We start from the raw sequence: 19,281 nt of genomic DNA on the forward strand, positions 1-19,281 counted from the left end.
GTCGTTATCTTTCTTCAGAAGAACCGCAGGTTAACCATACGATCGCAAGAAAAAGCATTCATGATCATTTTAGGGGCTCCGTGGCAATCCAGGATGTGCCAGGATGCTCTTGCTTTCGGGGAACACATCTACGAAAGCGGCCTCCGAAGGTGCAGCAACACCGACGGAGGCCTGACCCGCAACCTGATAGAAGGCCTTGGGCTATGAAAGACTTTATTTCCTTTGAACTGGCGAATGAAGCCACTGTGTATCGGAACCCCCAGCTTCATGATGACAGCATGATGTCGCTCTGGGCGGACGAGGGTCGAACGGTCTGTAGCGACGATGCCATCGAGCTTTTCGGCCGTGCATCTTATGGGCCCAGTGCGGCGGCCCTGATTGCCGCCCTCGCTGCTGAGCTTGAAGCTGCTGAGGCGCGTCTGCACCAAGCAGAAGAGAAGCTTGCTTTTTGCCGTGAGATGCTGCTCCGCGAAGCGATTGCACTTGATGACATCGATGATGCCAACGAAGCGGAACGGATCAGCGCCTACTGCCTCGCGGCATAGCAGCCCCTTCCTTCGTTTGCTTTGAGCTGGCGCTGAACTGACCTCGTCCCTGAACGGACGGGGACGTTCACCGCTGATCTGCGCACCCAAAAATCTCAGCACAGCCAACATTGAGACCGCCGTAGCGGGCTTGATATCCGCTGCTTGCTGCCGTTGTTCAAGGAGATTTCATGATTACAACTAGTCGCCAGTCGGGAAGGGGGCTTTCTCGACCAGATTCCGACGCTCCGATGATGGGCGGGGTGGAAACCTCATCTGCCGCAACGACCAATCTGGAAGAGCTGCGTTCTGACTTTGAGCGCATCGTCTCAGATACGATTGCGCAGGTCGAGGCATGTCCGGCAAAACGCGATCCCACGTTCGAAGGCTACGAGGAACTGCTGGCTGCGGTCCGCTCGGCAACGAGCCTTGAAGGGGCCCTTCTCAAAAGGGCCATAGCTCTTGTTGTTGGCAAGACCCCCGAGCTCAGCCTCATCAATCTTGAGCGGCCGTTGCCAGTGCACCAAGCCGCGAAAGTTCTGTTCCTTCGCGATGACTGGGCGAGGGCATCGATGATCAGGCGCGATGCGGAGGTCGTCACACGTGAATACTACCGTCCTGATCTACTGGTGGTCGACCGTGCGCAGCAGTATGCACTGCTCTTCGATATCAAACGAACCGTCTCCTCCTACAGCCCAAGCGCGATCGTCACCCTGCGCAGCAGGATGATGGCAAGCGCACTGGCCCTCCGGGAAGTGCTAGAGCGCAAATACGATGTTCCATCCGTATCACGTGCGAGCATCGCCATCATCGATGCGGCGGGGGACACCCGTAGTGAGGCCGAAGGCATACTTGGCCTTGGCGATCTTGACTGGCTTTTGCGTATCGATGGTGCGGGTCGTGCGATCAGGAACCTTCGTGAGCTTTATGGCGCGAAGATGCGCGCCATCCTGCAGAAACACTGTAAAACGATCATGGGACAGCGACACAAAGGGCGGTCGGGCGAGAAACCGCAGGCTGGGTTTGAGAAAAAAATGGGACCGACGCCTGGAAATGAAGAGCAAGGTGAAGAGCTCAACCCGCAAGCAGTCGATCAGGTCGGAGATCAGGAGGGGATATTCGAATACATAGGCGGAAACTCGGATGAGCCTGCGGGTGCTCATGCAACCACATCGTCTCATTCGCCCGCTTTTGCTGTTGGTATTGCTTCTCGAAGAACTCGTTGACGGGGAATGGGAGCACTCTCTGCGAGCCCAGGCGATCTCGGTCCAGATGGTATCGCACGGAAGCAGTACGTGCATGCAATCTTTGACAGCGNTCGTTGACGGGGAATGGGAGCACTCTCTGCGAGCCCAGGCGATCTCGGTCCAGATGGTATCGCACGGAAGCAGTACGTGCATGCAATCTTTGACAGCGAGGCGGTTCAGGTTGGTCCCTGGGGAGCTGCCGCGCTTTGCCGAGTGGACAAACAAGACAGGAAAGAATGGAAAGCCGATGTTGGTTTTTGACTGGAATGAAACGAGTAGGGATGAGCGTTTCGGACTTCAACTCCAGCGGTTCAAAGCGCTCGTCGCTGACATGGAGGCGGTGCAGCAGCAAAAAATGCAAAAGGCGCTTCCGGAAGGAGCACCCATTCTGGAACAGTGGGCACTTACGTGCCGGCCAGTGCTGTGCCTGACTGGCCTGTCGACAGGGCATCCCCGACTGGTGGGCAAAGACCGATCGATCATCACGTCCGATCTACAACTCGTATCGGCCGACCAGGCTTGGGCACGCACGACGTCGAGATGGTATCGCCTCGGCTTGAACGAGGATAACCTCTTGAAGCTACACAGCTAGGCCGACCCCAAACAGTCAGAAAAAACGAGGCACTTCAAGCATCAGAGGCGGAAATTGACAACGGTTTGCCTCCCGTGGGATAGGGGGGCTCAGATTCTAAATTGCGTTCTCGCCTTGAAAGCCCACCTCGTCTCTTGGATTATTCAGTGCAAATCAACGTCAGCGCACGAATACTTGAGCTTGGAATTACCGCACCCATTCATTGTCACGACCGTCGGATGCGGTCTTTTACGAGCATGTGCCTTGCTGCTTTGGGGCCCTTTGCGACGTCCAGAACCGGAGACCTGAATGGCCCGCATTTCCATGATTGTCTGGAACGACTTCAGGAACGATGCGCGCGTTCTAAAAGAAGCCCAGACATTGCAGGCCGCTGGCCATGAGGTCACCGTTTTCGCACTCCACACGCCCGGAGTGACCAAGGCCAGCGAAACCCTGGCATCGGGCATCAAGGTGACGCGGGTCCTCAGAAGCCCGTTGTGGCTTTTCCGTAGCCCCGCGAATCCACAAAAACAAACCGGATTCGTTTCTCCCAAGCAGGCAAATAAGGGACCCGTGGGCCAGGCCCTGCGCATCGTCACCCGCTCCCTGACCCATTGCGTGCTTCTCTTCCGCATGATCGCCTCGCGCCCAGGCGCGATACACAGCCACGACGTCAACACCTTGCCCACTGCATGGCTCGCCTCGGTATTCACCCGCACTCCCCTCGTCTACGATGCCCATGAAATCAGTACGGACAGGGAGGGCTACGCAAGGCTCCGCTCGCTGGTCGGCTGGGTCGAGAAGAAACTGATGCCGCGCGCTGCCGCCACCATCACAACCACCGATGCGCGCGCGAAGTTTTTTGCGAGGGCCTATCGCATTCCGCGGCCCGTGGTGCTGCAGAACCGGCCGCGGCTCCTCATCGAAAAGCGCGGCGACAGGCTGCGGCGTGAGCTCGAACTGCAGATGCCCTGGCCTATCGTCCTCTATCAGGGTGGCTTGCAGCAAGGCCGCGGCCTTGCTCGCCTCGTCGACGTAGCCGGCATGATCGAGCAAGCCTATTTTGTCTTCATAGGTGGCGGCAGGCTCGCCCAGTCGCTTGAACAAAAGGCCGTAGATGCGGGGCTCAGCGACCGCGTCCGTTTCATACAGACGGTCAGCTTGGACGATCTGCCTAGTTACACAGCTTCTGCGGATATCGGTGTTCAGCCCATCGAAAACACCTGCCTCAATCACTTGACGACGGATTCGAACAAGCTGTTCGAATACATGATGGCGGGTCTCGCCGTAGTCGCTTCCGGCATGCCGGAAATACGCGCTATCGTAAACAGGTACGAATTCGGCATTACTGTTGCTCCGGGGGATACGGAAGCACTGGTCCAGGCAATCCGCACGCTTGTTGATAATCCGGACCTGCGCGCCAGCTGCGCAGCCAATGCGGTTCAGGCCGCCAAAACCATGAATTGGGAAGAGCAGGAGATGAAGCTCGTTTCCCTCTATGAGGGCGTCTTCAGGAAATGATGGTCGTTTCTTGCCGATGAAAACCGTCTGGATCGTCAATCATTATGCGGAGGAGCCCGGAGGTGCGGGAGGCGGACGCCATTATTCGCTCGCCAAGCATCTTCTTGGCCAGGGATGGAGGAGCTTCATCGTCGGGGCCAGCACCGAACATCTGACCGGCAGGCAACGGCTGGGCCACTCAGAAAAGGTGCGGCTTGAAGTGCATGAAGGCATACCGTTTCTCTGGCTGAAGACGCCTCCCTATTCGGGAAACGGACTCGACCGTATCCGAAACATGCTCACCTTCTGTGCCCGCGCGCTGGTGCCGGAAAATCTTGCCGGGCTGGAGCGTCCGGATGTCATCATTGGTTCGAGTATTCATCCGTTTGCTGCCTGGGCCGCTTTGCGGCTCGCAAGGCGGCACAATGTGCCCTTCGTGTTCGAAGTTCGGGATCTATGGCCCCAGGCGCTGATCGAGATGGGGCGTCTCAAGGAAAACAGCCCTGTTGCACATTTCATGCGCTGGCTTGAAAAACAGCTCTACAACTCGGCTGCGAAGATCGTCGTCCTTTGGCCCAATGCCGGAAACTATATCGACGGGCTTGGGATCGATCAGGGGAAAGTGCTTTGGCTCTCCAACGGGATAGATCTGGATGAATGGCCCGAGTGGAGCCCTGCCCCTGAAAAAGACGATTTCACGCTCATGTATTTCGGGGCACATGGAGGCGCGAACGGGCTAGACAATATCATCCGCGCAATGAGCCTTGTCCGGGCGTCGCCGCAGGGGGCGCATGTCAGCTTACGCATGGTGGGTGATGGCCCCCAGAAGCCGATGCTGGAGGCGCTCGCGCGCCAGACCGGGGCAACCAACGTCCTATTTGAACCGCCTGTACCGAAGAGTGCGATACCGGCGCTTGCGGCGGAAGCGGATGGCTTCATCTTCAACCTGATCGACGCGCCCATGTTCCAATATGGTATCAGCCCGCGAAAGCTGTTCGATTTCATGGCAGCTGGGCGGCCAACGATCTTCGCTTGCCGCGCGGCGAACGATCCGGTCCAGGAATCGGGCGGCGGCCTCTCAGTGGAGCCAGGGAATCCGCGTATCCTCGCCGATGCCATTTTACGGCTTGCCACCATGCCATCGGTGCAGCGGGGGGCGATGGGAAAATCCGCAAGACATTACGTCTCGGCACATTACTCTTACGAGGTTCTAGCGGAAAGGCTCGCAAACGGGCTTAATGCGGTAACATATTGAGCGTCTTCTCTCGCCAAGCTCTCCACAACAACAAGCAATCGTGGGACTACGGCCCGTCATGCGTGCTGACGTTAGTGGCAATACGCCGGAATATGATGGGAAAAAGCTTATCGTGCAGGGGGCGAATTTGCTCGGTAGGGAGATCATTTGCCGAAGGTTTTGATGAGGTGGGATTTATTGGAAATAAAGAAAAATTTAGTTAATGATTGCTCAGAGAGCGGGGTGTGGAGGAGATAAAAAAAGTTGATAAATAATGGTTAATTTTTCGGTATGACATTGTCTATCGGCTTTGTGGCGAATTTGGGATGCGATTATGATGTATGTTGACTTCGATGAGGTTAGGTCTGTTTGGCGTAAATCTCCGAAAATTGTTCAGAATATGGTGCCTCGTCGGCTTAAAAGATGGGCTTGGCGTAGGCTGAACAGTCAGAGAAATATTCACGACTCAAGCCCTCTGCTGAAAAATGGAAGTAAAAAGGAGATTTATGGCGATCCGCTGATTGAGGCGATCAATCTTCTTCCTAAGGGAGACATTGCAATCCCATCCATTGCAAATGCAGTAATGGAACGCGATGTAAGTTACAAAATAAAGAGTCAATTAGTAACAGATCTGGTGGAGAATGGCTTTCTTTCTGAAGGCGAAAATTTAATGAAAAGGATTATAAATGAATTATCATATGATGGAAGGAGGTCTTCTAGTCAAATAATTAGATCAATTAAGAAGAGCGATTTATATTTGAGATCAATCTCAAATATCCCCTTCGATTCTGGAGCTCCGTCCTCGAAGAGGCGCGGTCGAATTCTCTATGCTATTAACAACAGCTTGCCTCACTATTCAAACGGTTACTCGATGCGCAGTAAAGGGGTAATTAGAGGTTTAGAATCTGCCGGTTTTGATGTTTTAGCAGTTACGCGCGCTGGATATCCGTATGATTTGAACGCAGTGCAAAGCCCAACAGTTGGCGATTGGGATGAGGTGGACGGAATTCGTTACTACCGGATCAAGAATCCGACATTGAAGGATCCGGGAACCCATGACTACTACTTGCTTGCAGCCGATGCGTGGGAAAACGTGATCCGAACCCATCAACCGGAATTGGTAATTGCGGCGTCAAACCATCGAACCGCACTCCCGGCTTTAATTGCCGCTCGCCGCTGTTGCGTACCCTTTGTCTATGAAGTTAGAGGTTTTTGGGAGATAACCAGAGTATCGCGAGAGCCAGAGTACGAAAAAACGCTGAATTATAAAGCTCAAATGGCGTTAGAATCCCGCGTTTCATCAGAAGCGGATCACGTATTAACGCTCAACAATTCTATGAGGGCTGAGTTAGTCAGTCGCGGAGCGAGAGCAGATAAAGTTTCACTTTTTCCCAATTCTGTGGAAGAAGTGGAATTCCCGTTGGTGGCCCGCAATAATGTCTTGTCTGAGACGTTGGGCATACCCGATGACGTTCTGGTGATTGGGTATGTTGGTAGTTTCGTGGATTATGAAGGGCTTGATGATCTCATTGAGGCTTGCGGCATGCTAAGATCCCGCGGTCTGTCCTTCAGACTGCTTTTGGTGGGAGGGGGCAAAGGGGGGGCTAACTCGAAGCATGCTCTTACCCGTGAACTATACTCAATCGCGTGCGACGTAGGCATTGCAGACTGGCTAATCATGCCAGGACGCGTACCTCATGATGAGGTCGCGGATTACTATTCCTTGATAGACATTGCGCCCTTGCCGCGAAAGCCGGTTCGTGTGTGCGAACTGGTTTCACCACTGAAGCCTGTAGAAGCAATGGCAATGGGAAAGGCGATAGTCGTTCCGGACATTTTGGCAGTGTCGGAAGCGGTGCAACACGAAAGAACCGGGGTGATCTATGAGAGGGGGAGTGTGCTATCGTTGTCCGAAGCGTTGGCAGATCTGATTGAAAATCATGAAAAGCGAGCGAGGTTGGGGAGTGCTGCGCGAGCTTTTATCCTAGAAAATCGCACTTGGACTGCTTCAGCGAGGAAGATCCTGGGGACGCTGCAAACTCTAGCCCTTCAGGGCGACAATGTGGGGGGCGAACGATAATGAACTACTTCCCGAAATTCGGACCGTGGCCAGCTGCCGGTTTCGTGGACACCGAGATAAGGGTCCAACGAAACTGTGTGCTCTGATTGCTCTGATCCCCGAAAACTGGAGGGAGCTAGGGGGGGCAGGTCAGTCAATATCAACCAATCCGATCAGCAGGTTCAGCGAGTAGCTTATTTTACGCCAGATCCTGTCCAACGATCGGGGAGTAGCTCTTTACTGGGAGAGTGCGTTAGTATTGAAAGAAGCGGTCACTTCGTTTGTTCTAGGGTCTCTGCGGATTTTTAGATCGTTCTCTCCAAGGTCGTCAGTCCATTTCGCGGAAAGAGATGTAAAGCTTCTGCTTATCGATGAGCATTGAATTTTAATTTTTTTTGAAAGGCTAAAAATTGTCGCAAATGTGCTCGCCGGCTTCCCTGCGTTTTCCCAGTAGAGCGATGTCGCAGGCACTAGAGAAAGATTGTCATCAGAAACCCACCCTTGAATCTCAGGTTCCGTCTGTCCTTGTATAGGTTTTCCAAGGCTGCCTTCGGCCAATGCCGCTCCGGCAAGACCAAGGCGGCCAACGTCATTGCGTGCAGAAATGGTATTGTTTGCAGTGAGAATTACGTTCCATCCTGGTGCTAGCTGAAACCACTGTCGGAAATCATGAGGCTTCTCATTTCCATCCTTTAACCAGTCCGCCACTAGTATGAAATGCCCAGGATTGCACACTAGAAGTCGAAAGTGCCGGACCTGTATTGGATGCCGAATTTCGGACAGAGTGACCCACAGTCCCGCAATCGTATCCGCGAAATGCAAAGCGGAACCAAAGGGTCTAACACCTTTCCTCTGGTGATCTTTTCCGTCAATTTCGACACAGTTGTGCGAACGAGTCTTCTCAACATAAATACGACGTGGATCTGAGTAGTAAAAACCCTGATTTGACAGGTCGTCTCCGAATTTTGTTTTTGTAACATATCCATATTTACCAGGATCGGTGAAAATATTGACACCGCGATCATGCCAGACGAAGGTTAGATGGTCAGCATGCTTATGTGCTCGGGAATGAAATGCGGAAAGTTGAGAAAGATAAGAGAATTTATCTGAATTATTTTCATTTCGTTCGCGCGCGAATACATAGCCCGCATCTTTGTATAATTTAAGCCCTAAAGGAATGTTGTCCTTTTCGCCATCTCTCATTAGTAGTTTTTTCAATCCAGCATGACGAAAGTGTTTCAATTGCTGGGGCGTGTAAACTTTGGCCTTAGGTGACGTGTCACCGAAAGGTACGAGGGAGCCGTCTGGCTGGATCATCCATCCCAATGCCTCTTCGGCACGAGTTAGCGTATTTTCGAGGTCACTGCGACTTAGAAGTCCAGCTTCTCGCGCTCTGAGCAGCCTGCCTAACACCATGCTATGGTAGGCAGGCGAATGCTCCTTGTGCGGACCAGAGGTAAAGAAGCTCTTCCTGAGCATTTCCTCTAAGCGATATTTTGCTTTTTCTATGTATGCAGAGAAACCAGGAAGCATAGAAAAACGCTTAGCACTCGCCAATTGGCCAATCGCTTGGTGAAAGCCCTGATTATTGTGGGGAGAGAAAACGTCATCACGAGATAATACTTCATGGTGAAAGACGAGTGTTTTAAGATAGACTGACTTATCTGAATCGTGTATTTCTGCGGACCTAAGGATAACATCAGCCAAATAAGAGAATATTTGCGCCCTTTTTCCCACTGCCATGTCGTGCCAGGCCATAGTATCATTCATGTTTACGGCTTTATCTATGGCCGTTTCTATATTGCATTCGATAAAAAGAGGTTTCTGAAACCTATCTATCCAGTCATTGCAAGTTTCAATGCATACCTTTAACAAATCAAATTCTTTTTTTTCTTCGTATTTTGATATAATTATTGATAATTGGTCCCAGCTATGAATGTGGAATGAGAAGGATCGACCGTGCTTATCCCAGGGAAATGGTGGGGATAGTTGCACATTGCTGATGCCACCACAGCTCCATCCTTCTTTGATCCGTTTTCCAACCTTCCTAGTAAGGGTAGGTCCTGACACATTTGGACACTCATCCAATTGTTCGAACGGACGTAGTGGGTGCGTCGCGATCAATCGAGAAAAGAAGCTTGCCGACGCTTCGTCGGAAAAGTAGACAGCTTCAGCATCCGGCGAAAACATACTTAAACGCTGCTCGACAGGTTTCATTTTGCGGCATATCCATTGAAGTTTTGAGCTACTCGCCGTACGTTGGACAGGATCTGGCGTAATTACGTTACTCTCTGCACCTGCCAATCGGGTTGGTTTTGTTCGTTGCGCTGCTAATAGACCACGGCAGGCGGCTTGCCGCCAAGGGCAGAGTGCGGGCGTTTCCGGTTATAAAAATCCATCCATTTTCGGACACCGTCCCTGGTCTGTGAGCCGGTTTCCCAGGCGTGCAAAAAAAACGCACTCGTATTTGAGGGTGCGCCAAAGCCGCTCGACGAAGCTATTGTAGAGGAACCGCCCCTTGCCGTCCATCGAGATGCCTACGCTCATCCGCCGTAGCCTGTCCGTCCATGCAAAATAATCGAACACATCCGCGCTAGCGTCATCTCTTGTCCTGCAGACCTTGCGGGCTGTCCGCTCGGTCTTGAGCGACGAGAAGAAGCTCTCCATTGCCGCATTGTCCTAGACGTTGCCCGACCGGCTCATCGAACAGGTGATGACGTTGTCGGCCATCAGGCGCTGGAACTGCTCGCTGGTGTATTGGCTTCCCTGGTCGCTATAGTGCAGTAGGCTGTCGGGCTTGCCTCTCCTTCAGATCGCCATGATGAGCGCGTCGGTGACGAGTTGTGCCGTCATATCCGCCTTCATGGCCCAGCCGACGACATGTCGGGAGAACAAATCGACCACGGCCGCAACGTAGAGCCATCCTCCGGACCGTACGTGCACCTTTCAGCGCATACGGCTCTCCATTCAAGCTTGGCCCATGGCCATAGCAACATCATGGTAGCGTGAGGTAACGGTGCTGCGAGTTTCGCTCCGGAGAATGTATGGATTGTTCTCCGGATTCCGCCACCGGAACTGCGCCTTTGGGCTGGATACCATCCGGCGCATCGCCTTGCCGACGCGGTCTCCGCGTTCACTCGTTCCATAGACAAGCCAGGTCTTTGCCTTGCCTGGCTCCGGCATTCGATACCAGCTCCGCATCAAAGGCTTGATGCGTGACCGATATTTTCGCGCCAGCCAGTGCGCCAGTTTCCAGAACACGACATGGTCAATGCGCCGGAAGGTGCGTGCTGTGAAGTCGGTGAACTTGTAGAAGGCCGCCCATCCCGCCAGTTGACGGTTCAGGCGATCCACCATGTCGACCTTGCCGACATCATGATTGCCGGAAAGGGTCTCGGTAACGGCGAAAGACGCTGTTCCACTTGCCGTATTCATCGGGCAGGTGTTGCCATTGTGCGCCCGTGCGAGCCATCCACATCATGCCCTCGAAATAGCGCCGGTTATCCTGAGCCGGACGGCAGCCCCGCCCTCGTTCAGTGGGTAACAACGCCCGATCAGCGCCCATTTTTCGTCTGTCAAACCAATCCGCTCGCCCAAAGCGGCCTCCAAAAGGAAGCCTTGAATCAAAACCAGTTTCCGCAGTCAGCCTTTGTCCACGAGCGCTAGAGGTGAAGTCCGAACACCAGACCTGGTTCGGGCGATCAACCCGCAGACGTCTCAGCAGGTAGGGATGGGCCTTGTGCCCCTTCGCCTGTCTGCTCGTGTTGGGCTTCTGGTAAATTGGCATCAGCCCCATGAGGTGCATCAGCCGGCGTATCCGCTTCTCGTTCACGAGGTGCCCGTCGTTCCGCAGGTGCCAGGTCATCTGCCGGACACCAAAGGACGGCGTCTCCAGGAACTGGTCGTCGATCTGCCGCATCAGGCCGAGGTTCTGCTCGGTCTCGCCCTTCAGCTCGTAGTAAAAGGACGCGCGTGCGAACTCCCTTGCCTGCCTTGGATTGACGCGGGCATAGTTGATATGTCGTGCCGCGAGAGCATCCATGAGAATGCTATGGCATCCGCTGGTCGCCTCGAAGACGATGACAGCGGTAGGGTCGAGTGTTTCTATCCATTCCATGATGCCGGATTTGGTGTTTTGGATCCCCGAAATTGCCCGTCCGGCATTCTGGCAAAGTCGATGAAGGCACGGGAAAGATCGCAGCCGACGATGATCTGTGGCATGCTGAAAGGCTCCTGTCCATGTCATGCGTGACCTGAGACCCAAGCAACTGTTCAGGTTGATGACAAAGCGGGGGACTGGCTCCCTCCGCAAGGCCACAGTGCCACATCTCAATCAGACAGGGGGTGGGGAGCTCATTTTTACATGCTCCCCGATTTTTGGAGGCGCAGGGGTAATCGTCCCCAAAACCATTGGGTTGAAATTGGGCTTCCCGGGCCTTTGATGCGCTTGGAGAACGAGATGAAAAAATCAAGATCTACGGAAAACCAGATCCTGGCAATTTTGATGCAGGGTGAGAACGGCGTTCCGGTTGGCAATCGTTGCCGGTGGCACGGCGTGAGCAACGCCAATAAAGTTATCTGGTAAGATCTCGGTGACGATCTGGGCATGTTACCGGGATTATGTAGTGCAGTCGGAACGTTGTACCCGATCCCCGAATGACGCCGATCCGCATTGTAGTATCCACGCCAATCCTTCATCTTTTCGCGGGCCACCGCAAGGGCAGCTACCAGTGGTTGACCGGCGCTCCAAACTTCGGGCTCAGTGCACAGCACAATGAGAGCATGAAGAACCTTGCAAACCACCTGTTGCACGCATATGACACGAAATAGTCTGATGGACTCAACCTTCTTTCCAGTCGAGTGAAGCTAGGGTCATGCTGAATCACGGGGTTCGTATTTGATGAAAGTGTTGTCGGTAGTCGGAACGCGGCCTGAGGCGATCAAGATGGCACCTCTGATTCTCGCTCTGGATCAGGATGGACGTTTTGAGGCGAAGTTCTGCATAACTGCGCAGCATCGGCAAATGCTCGATCAGGCGCTGGAGCTCTTCGGCCTATCTCCCACGTTTGATCTGGATGTCATGCAGCCCGGTCAGGATCTGACCGATGTCACAGCGAAAATAGTCGTCGGGATGCGTGAGGTGTTGAGGGAATTTCAGCCCGATATCGTTCTTGTTCACGGTGACACCGCCACAACTTTTGCGGCAAGCTTGGCTGCATATTATCAGCGTATCCCGGTGGGGCATGTCGAGGCGGGGCTGCGCACGGGAGATATCTATTCTCCGTGGCCTGAGGAGGCCAATCGCAAACTAACCGGCGCTTTAGCAGAGCTGCATTTCGCCCCGACCGAAACAGCAAAGAAAAATCTGTTGCGTGAGGGTATTGACCCAATGCGTGTACACGTTACCGGCAATACTGTTATTGATTCACTCTTCCATGTGGTTGGTGTGCTTGGAGGAGATGCTTCGATGCAGAAGCGTTTCCGCGAGCAGTTTTCATTTCTGGATGAAAGCAGGCGGCTGATCCTGGTAACCGGCCATCGTCGCGAAAGTTTCGGTGGCGGTTTTGAGCGAATTTGTACGGCCTTGGTAGAGACCGTTTCACGTTTTTCTGACGTCGAAATCGTTTATCCTGTGCATCTCAATCCCAACGTGCAAGAGCCGGTGCGTCGTCTTCTTGGCGGGAATGACCGTATACATCTCATCGAACCGCTCGATTATCTGCCGTTTGTCCACCTCATTGACCGTTCGCATATGGTTGTGACGGATTCGGGTGGTGTTCAGGAAGAGGCTCCCTCCTTAGGAAAGCCGGTTCTTGTCATGCGCGACACTACCGAACGTCCCGAAGCGGTAGAAGCGGGTACGGTGAGGTTGGTGGGAACGGATGCCGGCAAGATTGCTGCCGAAATCGCTGCGCTTCTTTCCAGCAAAGATACTTACGACCGTATGAGCTTTGCTCATAATCCTTATGGTGACGGCAAGGCTTGCGAGCGCATCCTGTCAGCATTGTTAGCATTCAAGAAGGCTTGATACCAAATGAGCTATGAAACGGTTTCGGTTATTGGACTTGGATACATCGGACTTCCGACTGCAGCAGTTTTGGCCTCACGAAGAAAGACAGTAATTGGCGTCGATATTAATGTGAAGGCTGTCGAGACAATCAATCGGGGAGAAATCCATATCGTCGAGCCGGATCTCGACATGGTGGTCGGTGCTGCGGTTACGCAAGGTTTACTGCGAGCAACCACAATACCTGAGCCGGCCGATGCCTTTTTGATTGCTGTTCCGACCCCCTTTGTTGACGGACACAAGCCGGATCTGAGATACATACGGGAAGCCAGTTTCGCCATCGCCCCAGTGTTGAAGAAGGGAAATCTCGTCATTCTGGAATCCACGTCTCCCGTGGGGGCGACGGAGGAGGTAGCCCAATGGCTTCAAGAGAAGAGGCCGGACCTCACTTTCCCGCAAACGCATGGTGAGGATTCTGACATTCGGGTTGCGCATTGTCCCGAGCGGGTCCTTCCGGGGCAAGTCCTGAAGGAACTGGTGGCTAACGATCGCGTCATTGGCGGCATGACGCGGCGTTGCGCCGATGCTGCAACCGACCTTTACAAGTCCTTTGTGGAAGGCGAGTGCATTGTAACAAATGCGCGCACCGCCGAGATGTGTAAGCTGACTGAAAACAGCTTCCGCGATGTGAATATCGCGCTCGCCAATGAACTCTCTATCATCTGTGATAAGTTGGGCGTCGATGTTTGGGAACTGATCCGTCTGGCTAATCACCATCCACGAGTGAACATTCTGCAGCCAGGCCCTGGTGTCGGCGGACACTGCATCGCGGTCGATCCGTGGTTCATCGTGGCAAAGACCCCGGACGAGGCTCGCCTCATTCGCACTGCGCGTGAGGTGAACGATAGCAAGCCTGAGTGGGTGGTTGAGAAAATCCGCAATGCGGTCAGCGAGTTTCTGCTTTCCAATCCGGATCGAACGGCAAGCAGCGTAACCGTTGCCTGTTTTGGATTGAGTTTCAAGCCGGATATTGATGATCTGCGCGAAAGTCCCTCCATTGAGATCGTGAAGCGCTTTTGCGCCGATTTTGGTGGGCAAGTGCTCATTGTCGAACCTCATGTCGACAGTTTGCCAGCCAATTTGGGGGGCGTGCAGTTATCGACGCTTGAGGAAGCTGTGAGTGGTGCGGATATTCATGCAGTACTTGTAGGGCACAGGGCCTTCAGGATTTCGCATCGCTTACACGGAGTTTCCCCCCTTGATTTTTCCGGGGTCATCGCTGCAGAGGCAGACGCAAATTAGAAAAGTAGTTCAATGTAACTGTCGGGGTGACGTGCACTCCGTCTTTGGATCGCCCCGAACCGGAACTTCTGGGGTTTCTGGCTCAGGAGGTGGCATAAGGTGCTGATGAGCCTTTCATGAGCGATGTCGGCGGCCTATCGCCGATTGCGCTGTGCGGGCGGACATTGGTGTCGTGTTCTCAGCCCATTCCAGGAGGGGCCGCTGATGTATTTCGCGCCGTAGCACGTCGGGAACATGCGCTGCCGACAGTTATGGCCGCGCGCAGCCTCCACATCGCGCAGCGGGAGGCCATAACTGGGCCTCAGGTCTCAATAGTGGTTTTGCTGAACCACACCGTTGAGGAGACCGGCTATGACCTCCAGGCATTCTATTGCTTCGACCGTCTTGGTCGCCGTCTACATTTCCAAGCACCGCCACGAGGTCCTGATCCAGGTCCCGGGGAAGAAGCGCCGGCGGCACATGACTATCATGAACACGTTGGAAGACTTTCAACGCTTAACTGCGGCGCAGGTCAGCTACGACCTGCCGGTGCGGATCGGGTTCGAGGGGACGATTACCGAGGCGGCCGGCAACAATGATAGGCCGCTGGCATCATACTCCGATGCCGACCGGAGCGGGCATCCACCCCATCAGTTCAAGTCGCGTCATTGTTGTGAAATCAGCAACTCGAAATCGAAGCGTTCAAGTCCATGTTCCTGGCAGAAGAAACCAAACGACGACTGCTCTTCGTCGCATAAACCGCAGCCGCAGACGCGGCATATTGGTGTCCCGGCTCTAATCAGTGCTTTTCCAGTTCGATGGAAGTACGGCTGCATGCTCTCTATGGTCTCGTGTCTATACTTGTCCAGCTTAGTTCTTAAATCTCCGGAGCCTGGACGCGCTATAGCCGCTTCCGCGATTTGATTGGCAGTCTTTTTGTCACCATCGAAGCATAAATGGCTCCAACCCAATCCTTCAAACAAACCAGGCATCTTATTGCCATGATCTTTAAAAAAAATAGCTGTGGCTGGTCGGTCTGACAGAAGGGAAAATATGGCACCGTGAAAGCGACTTGTAACCGTTACGCGACCTTTGCTTAGTTCTCGGATAAATGCCTCGATTGAGGTTGGTTTTGATAAAGTCGCTCGAATATTTGGTTCTTGTGATAATTCCCGATACAATGACAGGGAGGGCGCTTCGTCAGCCATCGTTTGGATGATGACGTTAATTTGGAAGCCTTTGTCAGCAAGGGTCTTCGCGACGTCACGATGGATATTGTAAGATCGTGAGTTTCCGTATCCGTTGCTAACCAAGTATTGCGCGTATTCAAGAGATTGCGCCTCTCCTACTCGCAGGCCGTACCGGTCGAGGCGCATTATCAAGTTGGCAATAGGCTGTTTGTCGCAGGACAGTAAGTCGCTTATATTGATAAAAAAGGCTGGATCTAAGCAGAATCGCCCCTGAAATCCTAAATTTGCGACAGTCTCTAGGGAGTGGGTGTCCCGAACGGGTATATCAGGCAACAAGCTCAGGAAACGTTTTGCAAGCACATCTGACAAGGGGGTATTAAACGGACCTAAGGTAGAGGGGAGTAGCCGGACTTGTTTCCCCATAGAAGCAGCCGCGAAGAACGGCGCTAGTCTCAAGAGGAGATTCCAGTCATCGCCCGACTTGCCGTAGGAAAAAAGATGTTCTCCACCTGAGTATACGAAAGTGTCCGCATCGTTTATCTTCAGAGAAATTAGCAGACTCGCAGTGGCGATATCATCGATGTCGTCAACAGTCACCGGTCTTTCTTGGGGTATATTCTTAAAATCCCACTCGACAAGATCGAGATATGGATAGTGTCGCCACACATCTTTTGTCCAAGTATCTCTCGCGCGATTGTTCAACTTCGGAGCAACGACTGTCATCGGCCCTTTCATTCCCAGGGCGCGTATAGTTTCGATTGCTCCGCGCGTTACGGCCACGTCGCCGACATTGCTCCCAAGAAAGCCATAAAGTAACGCGGTCTTACTCATCCGCTGACCCCTCGTTGCCTATTAGAACAGCAGAGTCTATAAGGCATAAATGAACATGTGCAAGCGTACGGAGCATAAGATTTGACCCACATGGATACGTTAAGCGAGCCACTCCCCGACTTGAAATTCGCTAAGCTTCCGTACCCTCATCTCGATTTCGCACTTGTCAGCGCAAAACCTGAGTTATTCGAAGACCTTGCCGACCGGTTAGGACTCATATGCTCCGGTGCCGGCTCACTGCAGGAGCACGCAGTCCTATCCTCTCGGCCAGGGAAGGACCTTGGCGATGAGACGGTCTATTTCTCAGGATCAACGCGTACAGAAGATCGTTTTATTTTTGGCGAAGAAGATCTTAATCACGCAGATTTAGATGAAATATCTGATCAGGTTGGTGACTATACATTGCTTCGAGTGGGGAAGAATATTACTGCGACCACTGACTTTTTCGGCGTTGGTAAATTCTACAGATACGATGATGGTAATTTTTTTGCGATTTCTAATCGATATCATTTATTAATACTGTGCATAAAGCAACTTAATCGCCCTATAAAACTAAATGTGAAGAAACTGAGAGCCACACTTACCGCTGCTAATCAGCCGTTTGTTCAAAATTTCTCCCGAGAGATGAGTGTTGTTGGAATTGAGTGCCTGTTAGCGGGCACCCGGGTCGTCGTTAAGGAAAAATCTATTGTATATGAAGAGGCTGGTCTATTAGAGTTACTTCGCTGTGGCGAAACAACTGTACAAGATTATCCTACTTCGGTGCGGCTTGCTGCTGAAGAGATTATCGACAATCTGCGGGTGGCCTTGGAGAGTAAGCGCTTCGAATATGTGCGCGTAGACGTTACAGCTGGGCTGGACGCTAGAATGGTGGTAGGCGCTCTCTCACATTTTCCTCAGTATCGTGACCGCATTAGGCTGCATACTGCTGATGTTATTAATTCACCGAGAGATTTAGAGGTAAGCCTAGCGCTATCGGAGATTATTGGCTTCGAATACGACGATATTGCTCGAACTTATACGAGGTGCCTTCTCGAAGATTCTCTAATCGATCTTATCAGCCTCGATCTAGATACATACTTCGGGAGAAGGCCCGTATCGGTGCAGGCCAAACTCAACGATTCACTTCGAATCAGCGGGTTCTATGGGGAGATCTGCGCTCGCCCATATTATGCACGTCTGCTATTCGGCAATTGGAAACCCTCCCAAAATTTAGGAAAACTGGTTGAAAGGATCGTAAAGGGTATACCGAAAACTCATCGCATGTCGGAGTTAGATCACGATCTTCACGCGATTCTCACAGAAGAGCTTTCACGGTTACCTGGAAGTAGTGATTTAGAGAAGTGGGATCTACATTATCTTTTTTATCGAAATGGACTACATTGCTCTGATAAGTGGCTTAACCAGACGATTGGGCCGAGCTGGGGGCCTCTCCAATCTAAGGAAATGTTTAAGCTGAAGCTGAAGATGTTTGATGACGAAAGCATAAAGCTACAGCTAGACGTAACGGCCGCCCTCAATCCGGAAGCAGCTAGGTACCCCTATGGCCGTCCAAGGGACAATGATGAGCGAGAAAAACTTCAAAGTCGCCTAGAGCGCGCCGATCTAGACTTCATTACGGGAGATCTCTGCGTTGATAGGACAAAATATGATGAGAGTAAGAGAGTGGCGAATGGAAAAATAACCAGAGTGCCTCATCCTGAACCGGACAGAATCACGAATAAAAACAAAAATTTTCCTGCAAAGTTTAAGGCATTCACGCTAGCAGCCCTTGAGCGTTTAATTGACACTGGCTTGATTGAAGAAAGCAGTCAAGGCCGAGAGTTGCGGAGTTTAGTCGCTGATATTGACGAACAGGCACCGATGCAGGTTGCCAATGTCGTGATCTGCAATAAGATCATTCATGCGGCGTATTTAGTTGATTATGCTTCTCCGTATCTGGCTGCTCCACTGCCTAGGCCGCATTGACACAAAAGTAACCAGTTTGACGTTGCCCCCAAGTTTTATCCAGTTTGACGGAGACTCTGGCGGTGGGTTTGGCCGATATGGCCGGGGCTATTGACGGGGTCTGACGCGGAGCTCGCGAGCGAGCGGAGCGGCAGATCCCGTTTCGGGTTCAAGGTGTCGGTATATTCGGTCTGGGTCAGCCAACCGAGCCGGGAGTGTGGGCGGTTGAGGTTGTAGTCGTTCCTCCAGGCCTAAAGAGTTGCTCGGGCGTGCGAGAGCGACGGGAACAGCGTTTCGTTCAGCAGTTCGTCCCTCAGCCGGCCATTGATGGGGAAGACGGCCCCGCTCCCGAGAAGGGGCCGTATGCTGGTCCTGTTTGTAAGAGGAGCATCCCCAATGATCCCATCCACCGTTGGCCTTGATCTGGCCAAGAACGTGTTTCACGTCCATGTTGCTGATGCATCTGGCAGAGCGATTGAGAGTAAGGGTAATCGTCCCCGAGAACCATTGGGTTGAAAATTGGACTTCTCCGGCCTTTGATGGGCTTGGAGAACGAGATGAAAAAACAAGATTTACGGAAAGCCAGATCCTGGGGTAGTCAGCCGAGACTGTGCCGAATTTTGTGCCTGACGCGTTTTTTTACGCCATTGGGAAGCGTTCTTCGAACATGATGGCGAGCTGGCTTCTGACGGCGCGGCGGATTTTCGCGTTCAAGGCCTCAATGGAGTTCGTGGTGTAAATCAGCCTGCGCACCTCGGGCGGGTAGTCGAGGAACGGGATAACCTCGTTCCAGGCCCGTCGCCAGCTGGGCGCGATCGCCGGATACCGCCTGGCCAGATCGCTATCTGAAGTGGTCCCACTTTTTCGGACAGTTCTGCAGCTTTGCTAAG

At 52.8% G+C, this 19,281-nt stretch carries 14 protein-coding genes and 4 pseudogenes; 9 read left to right on the forward strand and 9 right to left on the reverse strand.

What is annotated here, in order from left to right; all coding sequences use genetic code 11:
- Nucleotides 1–203 precede the first annotated feature (203 nt).
- The 6 genes from NDI72_RS19780 to NDI72_RS19805 all read left to right on the forward strand — a co-directional run bounded on the left by NDI72_RS19780 (nt 204) and on the right by NDI72_RS19805 (nt 7,156).
- A complete protein-coding gene (locus NDI72_RS19780) occupies nt 204–545 on the forward strand; it encodes a hypothetical protein (RefSeq protein WP_283801548.1) in 342 nt (113 codons plus the stop codon).
- Between the two features lie 170 nt (nt 546–715).
- Entirely contained in the window at nt 716–1,750 is a 1,035-nt protein-coding gene (locus NDI72_RS19785; RefSeq protein ID WP_283801550.1) for a hypothetical protein, read from the forward strand.
- A 268-nt stretch (nt 1,751–2,018) separates the two neighbouring features.
- Nucleotides 2,019–2,363 carry a DUF6634 family protein gene (locus NDI72_RS19790; protein ID WP_283801552.1) on the forward strand — a complete coding sequence of 115 codons (345 nt, stop codon included), beginning with the start codon at nt 2,019–2,021 and terminating at the stop codon, nt 2,361–2,363.
- Nucleotides 2,364–2,651: 288 nt separating this feature from the next.
- Nucleotides 2,652–3,863 (forward strand): glycosyltransferase, encoded by a 1,212-nt coding sequence (locus tag NDI72_RS19795; RefSeq protein WP_283801553.1) that lies wholly within the window; start codon nt 2,652–2,654, stop codon nt 3,861–3,863.
- A gap of 16 nt (nt 3,864–3,879) precedes the next feature.
- The gene (locus NDI72_RS19800; protein ID WP_283801567.1) at nt 3,880–5,097 is read left to right on the forward strand and encodes a glycosyltransferase family 4 protein; all 1,218 of its coding nucleotides are present in this window, start codon (nt 3,880–3,882) and stop codon (nt 5,095–5,097) included.
- Nucleotides 5,098–5,410: 313 nt separating this feature from the next.
- Nucleotides 5,411–7,156 carry a glycosyltransferase family 4 protein gene (locus NDI72_RS19805; RefSeq protein WP_283801555.1) on the forward strand — a complete coding sequence of 582 codons (1,746 nt, stop codon included), beginning with the start codon at nt 5,411–5,413 and terminating at the stop codon, nt 7,154–7,156.
- 216 nt (nt 7,157–7,372) lie between these two features.
- On the opposite strand, the gene NDI72_RS19810 is transcribed toward NDI72_RS19805, so the two are convergent.
- The 7 genes and pseudogenes from NDI72_RS19810 to NDI72_RS22140 form a co-directional block, all read right to left on the reverse strand.
- Entirely contained in the window at nt 7,373–9,352 is a 1,980-nt protein-coding gene (locus NDI72_RS19810; protein ID WP_283801557.1) for a heparinase II/III domain-containing protein, read from the reverse strand.
- Between the two features lie 113 nt (nt 9,353–9,465).
- Entirely contained in the window at nt 9,466–9,585 is a 120-nt protein-coding gene (locus NDI72_RS22135) for an integrase core domain-containing protein (RefSeq protein ID WP_502888433.1), read from the reverse strand.
- A 91-nt stretch (nt 9,586–9,676) separates the two neighbouring features.
- Nucleotides 9,677–10,066: pseudogene (locus NDI72_RS19820) on the reverse strand (DDE-type integrase/transposase/recombinase); the annotation flags it as partial.
- A 36-nt stretch (nt 10,067–10,102) separates the two neighbouring features.
- Nucleotides 10,103–10,537, reverse strand: a pseudogene (locus NDI72_RS19825) (group II intron maturase-specific domain-containing protein); the annotation flags it as partial.
- Nucleotides 10,509–10,700 carry a transposase gene (locus NDI72_RS19830; RefSeq protein ID WP_283801568.1) on the reverse strand — a complete coding sequence of 64 codons (192 nt, stop codon included), beginning with the start codon at nt 10,698–10,700 and terminating at the stop codon, nt 10,509–10,511. The pseudogene NDI72_RS19825 and the gene NDI72_RS19830, both read right to left, overlap by 29 nt.
- 102 nt (nt 10,701–10,802) lie before the next feature.
- Nucleotides 10,803–11,108, reverse strand: a pseudogene (locus NDI72_RS19835) (IS3 family transposase); the annotation flags it as partial.
- Between the two features lie 386 nt (nt 11,109–11,494).
- On the reverse strand, nt 11,495–11,947 hold the full coding sequence (locus NDI72_RS22140; protein WP_502888434.1) for an integrase core domain-containing protein: 453 nt from the start codon (nt 11,945–11,947) through the stop codon (nt 11,495–11,497).
- Between the two features lie 88 nt (nt 11,948–12,035).
- On the opposite strand from NDI72_RS22140, the gene wecB reads away from it, so the two are divergent.
- Nucleotides 12,036–13,163: a non-hydrolyzing UDP-N-acetylglucosamine 2-epimerase gene (wecB, locus tag NDI72_RS19850; protein ID WP_283801561.1), complete on the forward strand. Its 1,128-nt coding sequence runs from the start codon at nt 12,036–12,038 to the stop codon at nt 13,161–13,163.
- Nucleotides 13,164–13,169: 6 nt separating this feature from the next.
- The gene (gene wecC / locus NDI72_RS19855; protein WP_283801563.1) at nt 13,170–14,444 is read left to right on the forward strand and encodes a UDP-N-acetyl-D-mannosamine dehydrogenase; all 1,275 of its coding nucleotides are present in this window, start codon (nt 13,170–13,172) and stop codon (nt 14,442–14,444) included.
- 644 nt (nt 14,445–15,088) lie between these two features.
- Here the strand turns inward: wecC and NDI72_RS19865 are convergent.
- Nucleotides 15,089–16,444, reverse strand: coding sequence for a polysaccharide pyruvyl transferase family protein (locus tag NDI72_RS19865; RefSeq protein WP_283801564.1), 1,356 nt, complete (start codon nt 16,442–16,444; stop codon nt 15,089–15,091).
- Nucleotides 16,445–16,534: 90 nt separating this feature from the next.
- Between NDI72_RS19865 and NDI72_RS19870 the strand changes: the two genes are divergently transcribed.
- Complete coding sequence (locus tag NDI72_RS19870; RefSeq protein WP_283801565.1) at nt 16,535–18,412, forward strand: hypothetical protein; 1,878 nt, start codon at nt 16,535–16,537, stop codon at nt 18,410–18,412.
- A 618-nt stretch (nt 18,413–19,030) separates the two neighbouring features.
- Here the strand turns inward: NDI72_RS19870 and NDI72_RS19880 are convergent.
- Nucleotides 19,031–19,222, reverse strand: a pseudogene (locus NDI72_RS19880) (transposase); the annotation flags it as partial.
- Between the last annotated feature and the right edge of the window lie 59 nt (nt 19,223–19,281).

It is taken from the genome of Nitratireductor sp. GZWM139, assembly GCF_030068685.1.
In the GTDB taxonomy this organism is placed as follows: Bacteria; Pseudomonadota; Alphaproteobacteria; order Rhizobiales; family Rhizobiaceae; genus Nitratireductor; species Nitratireductor aquimarinus.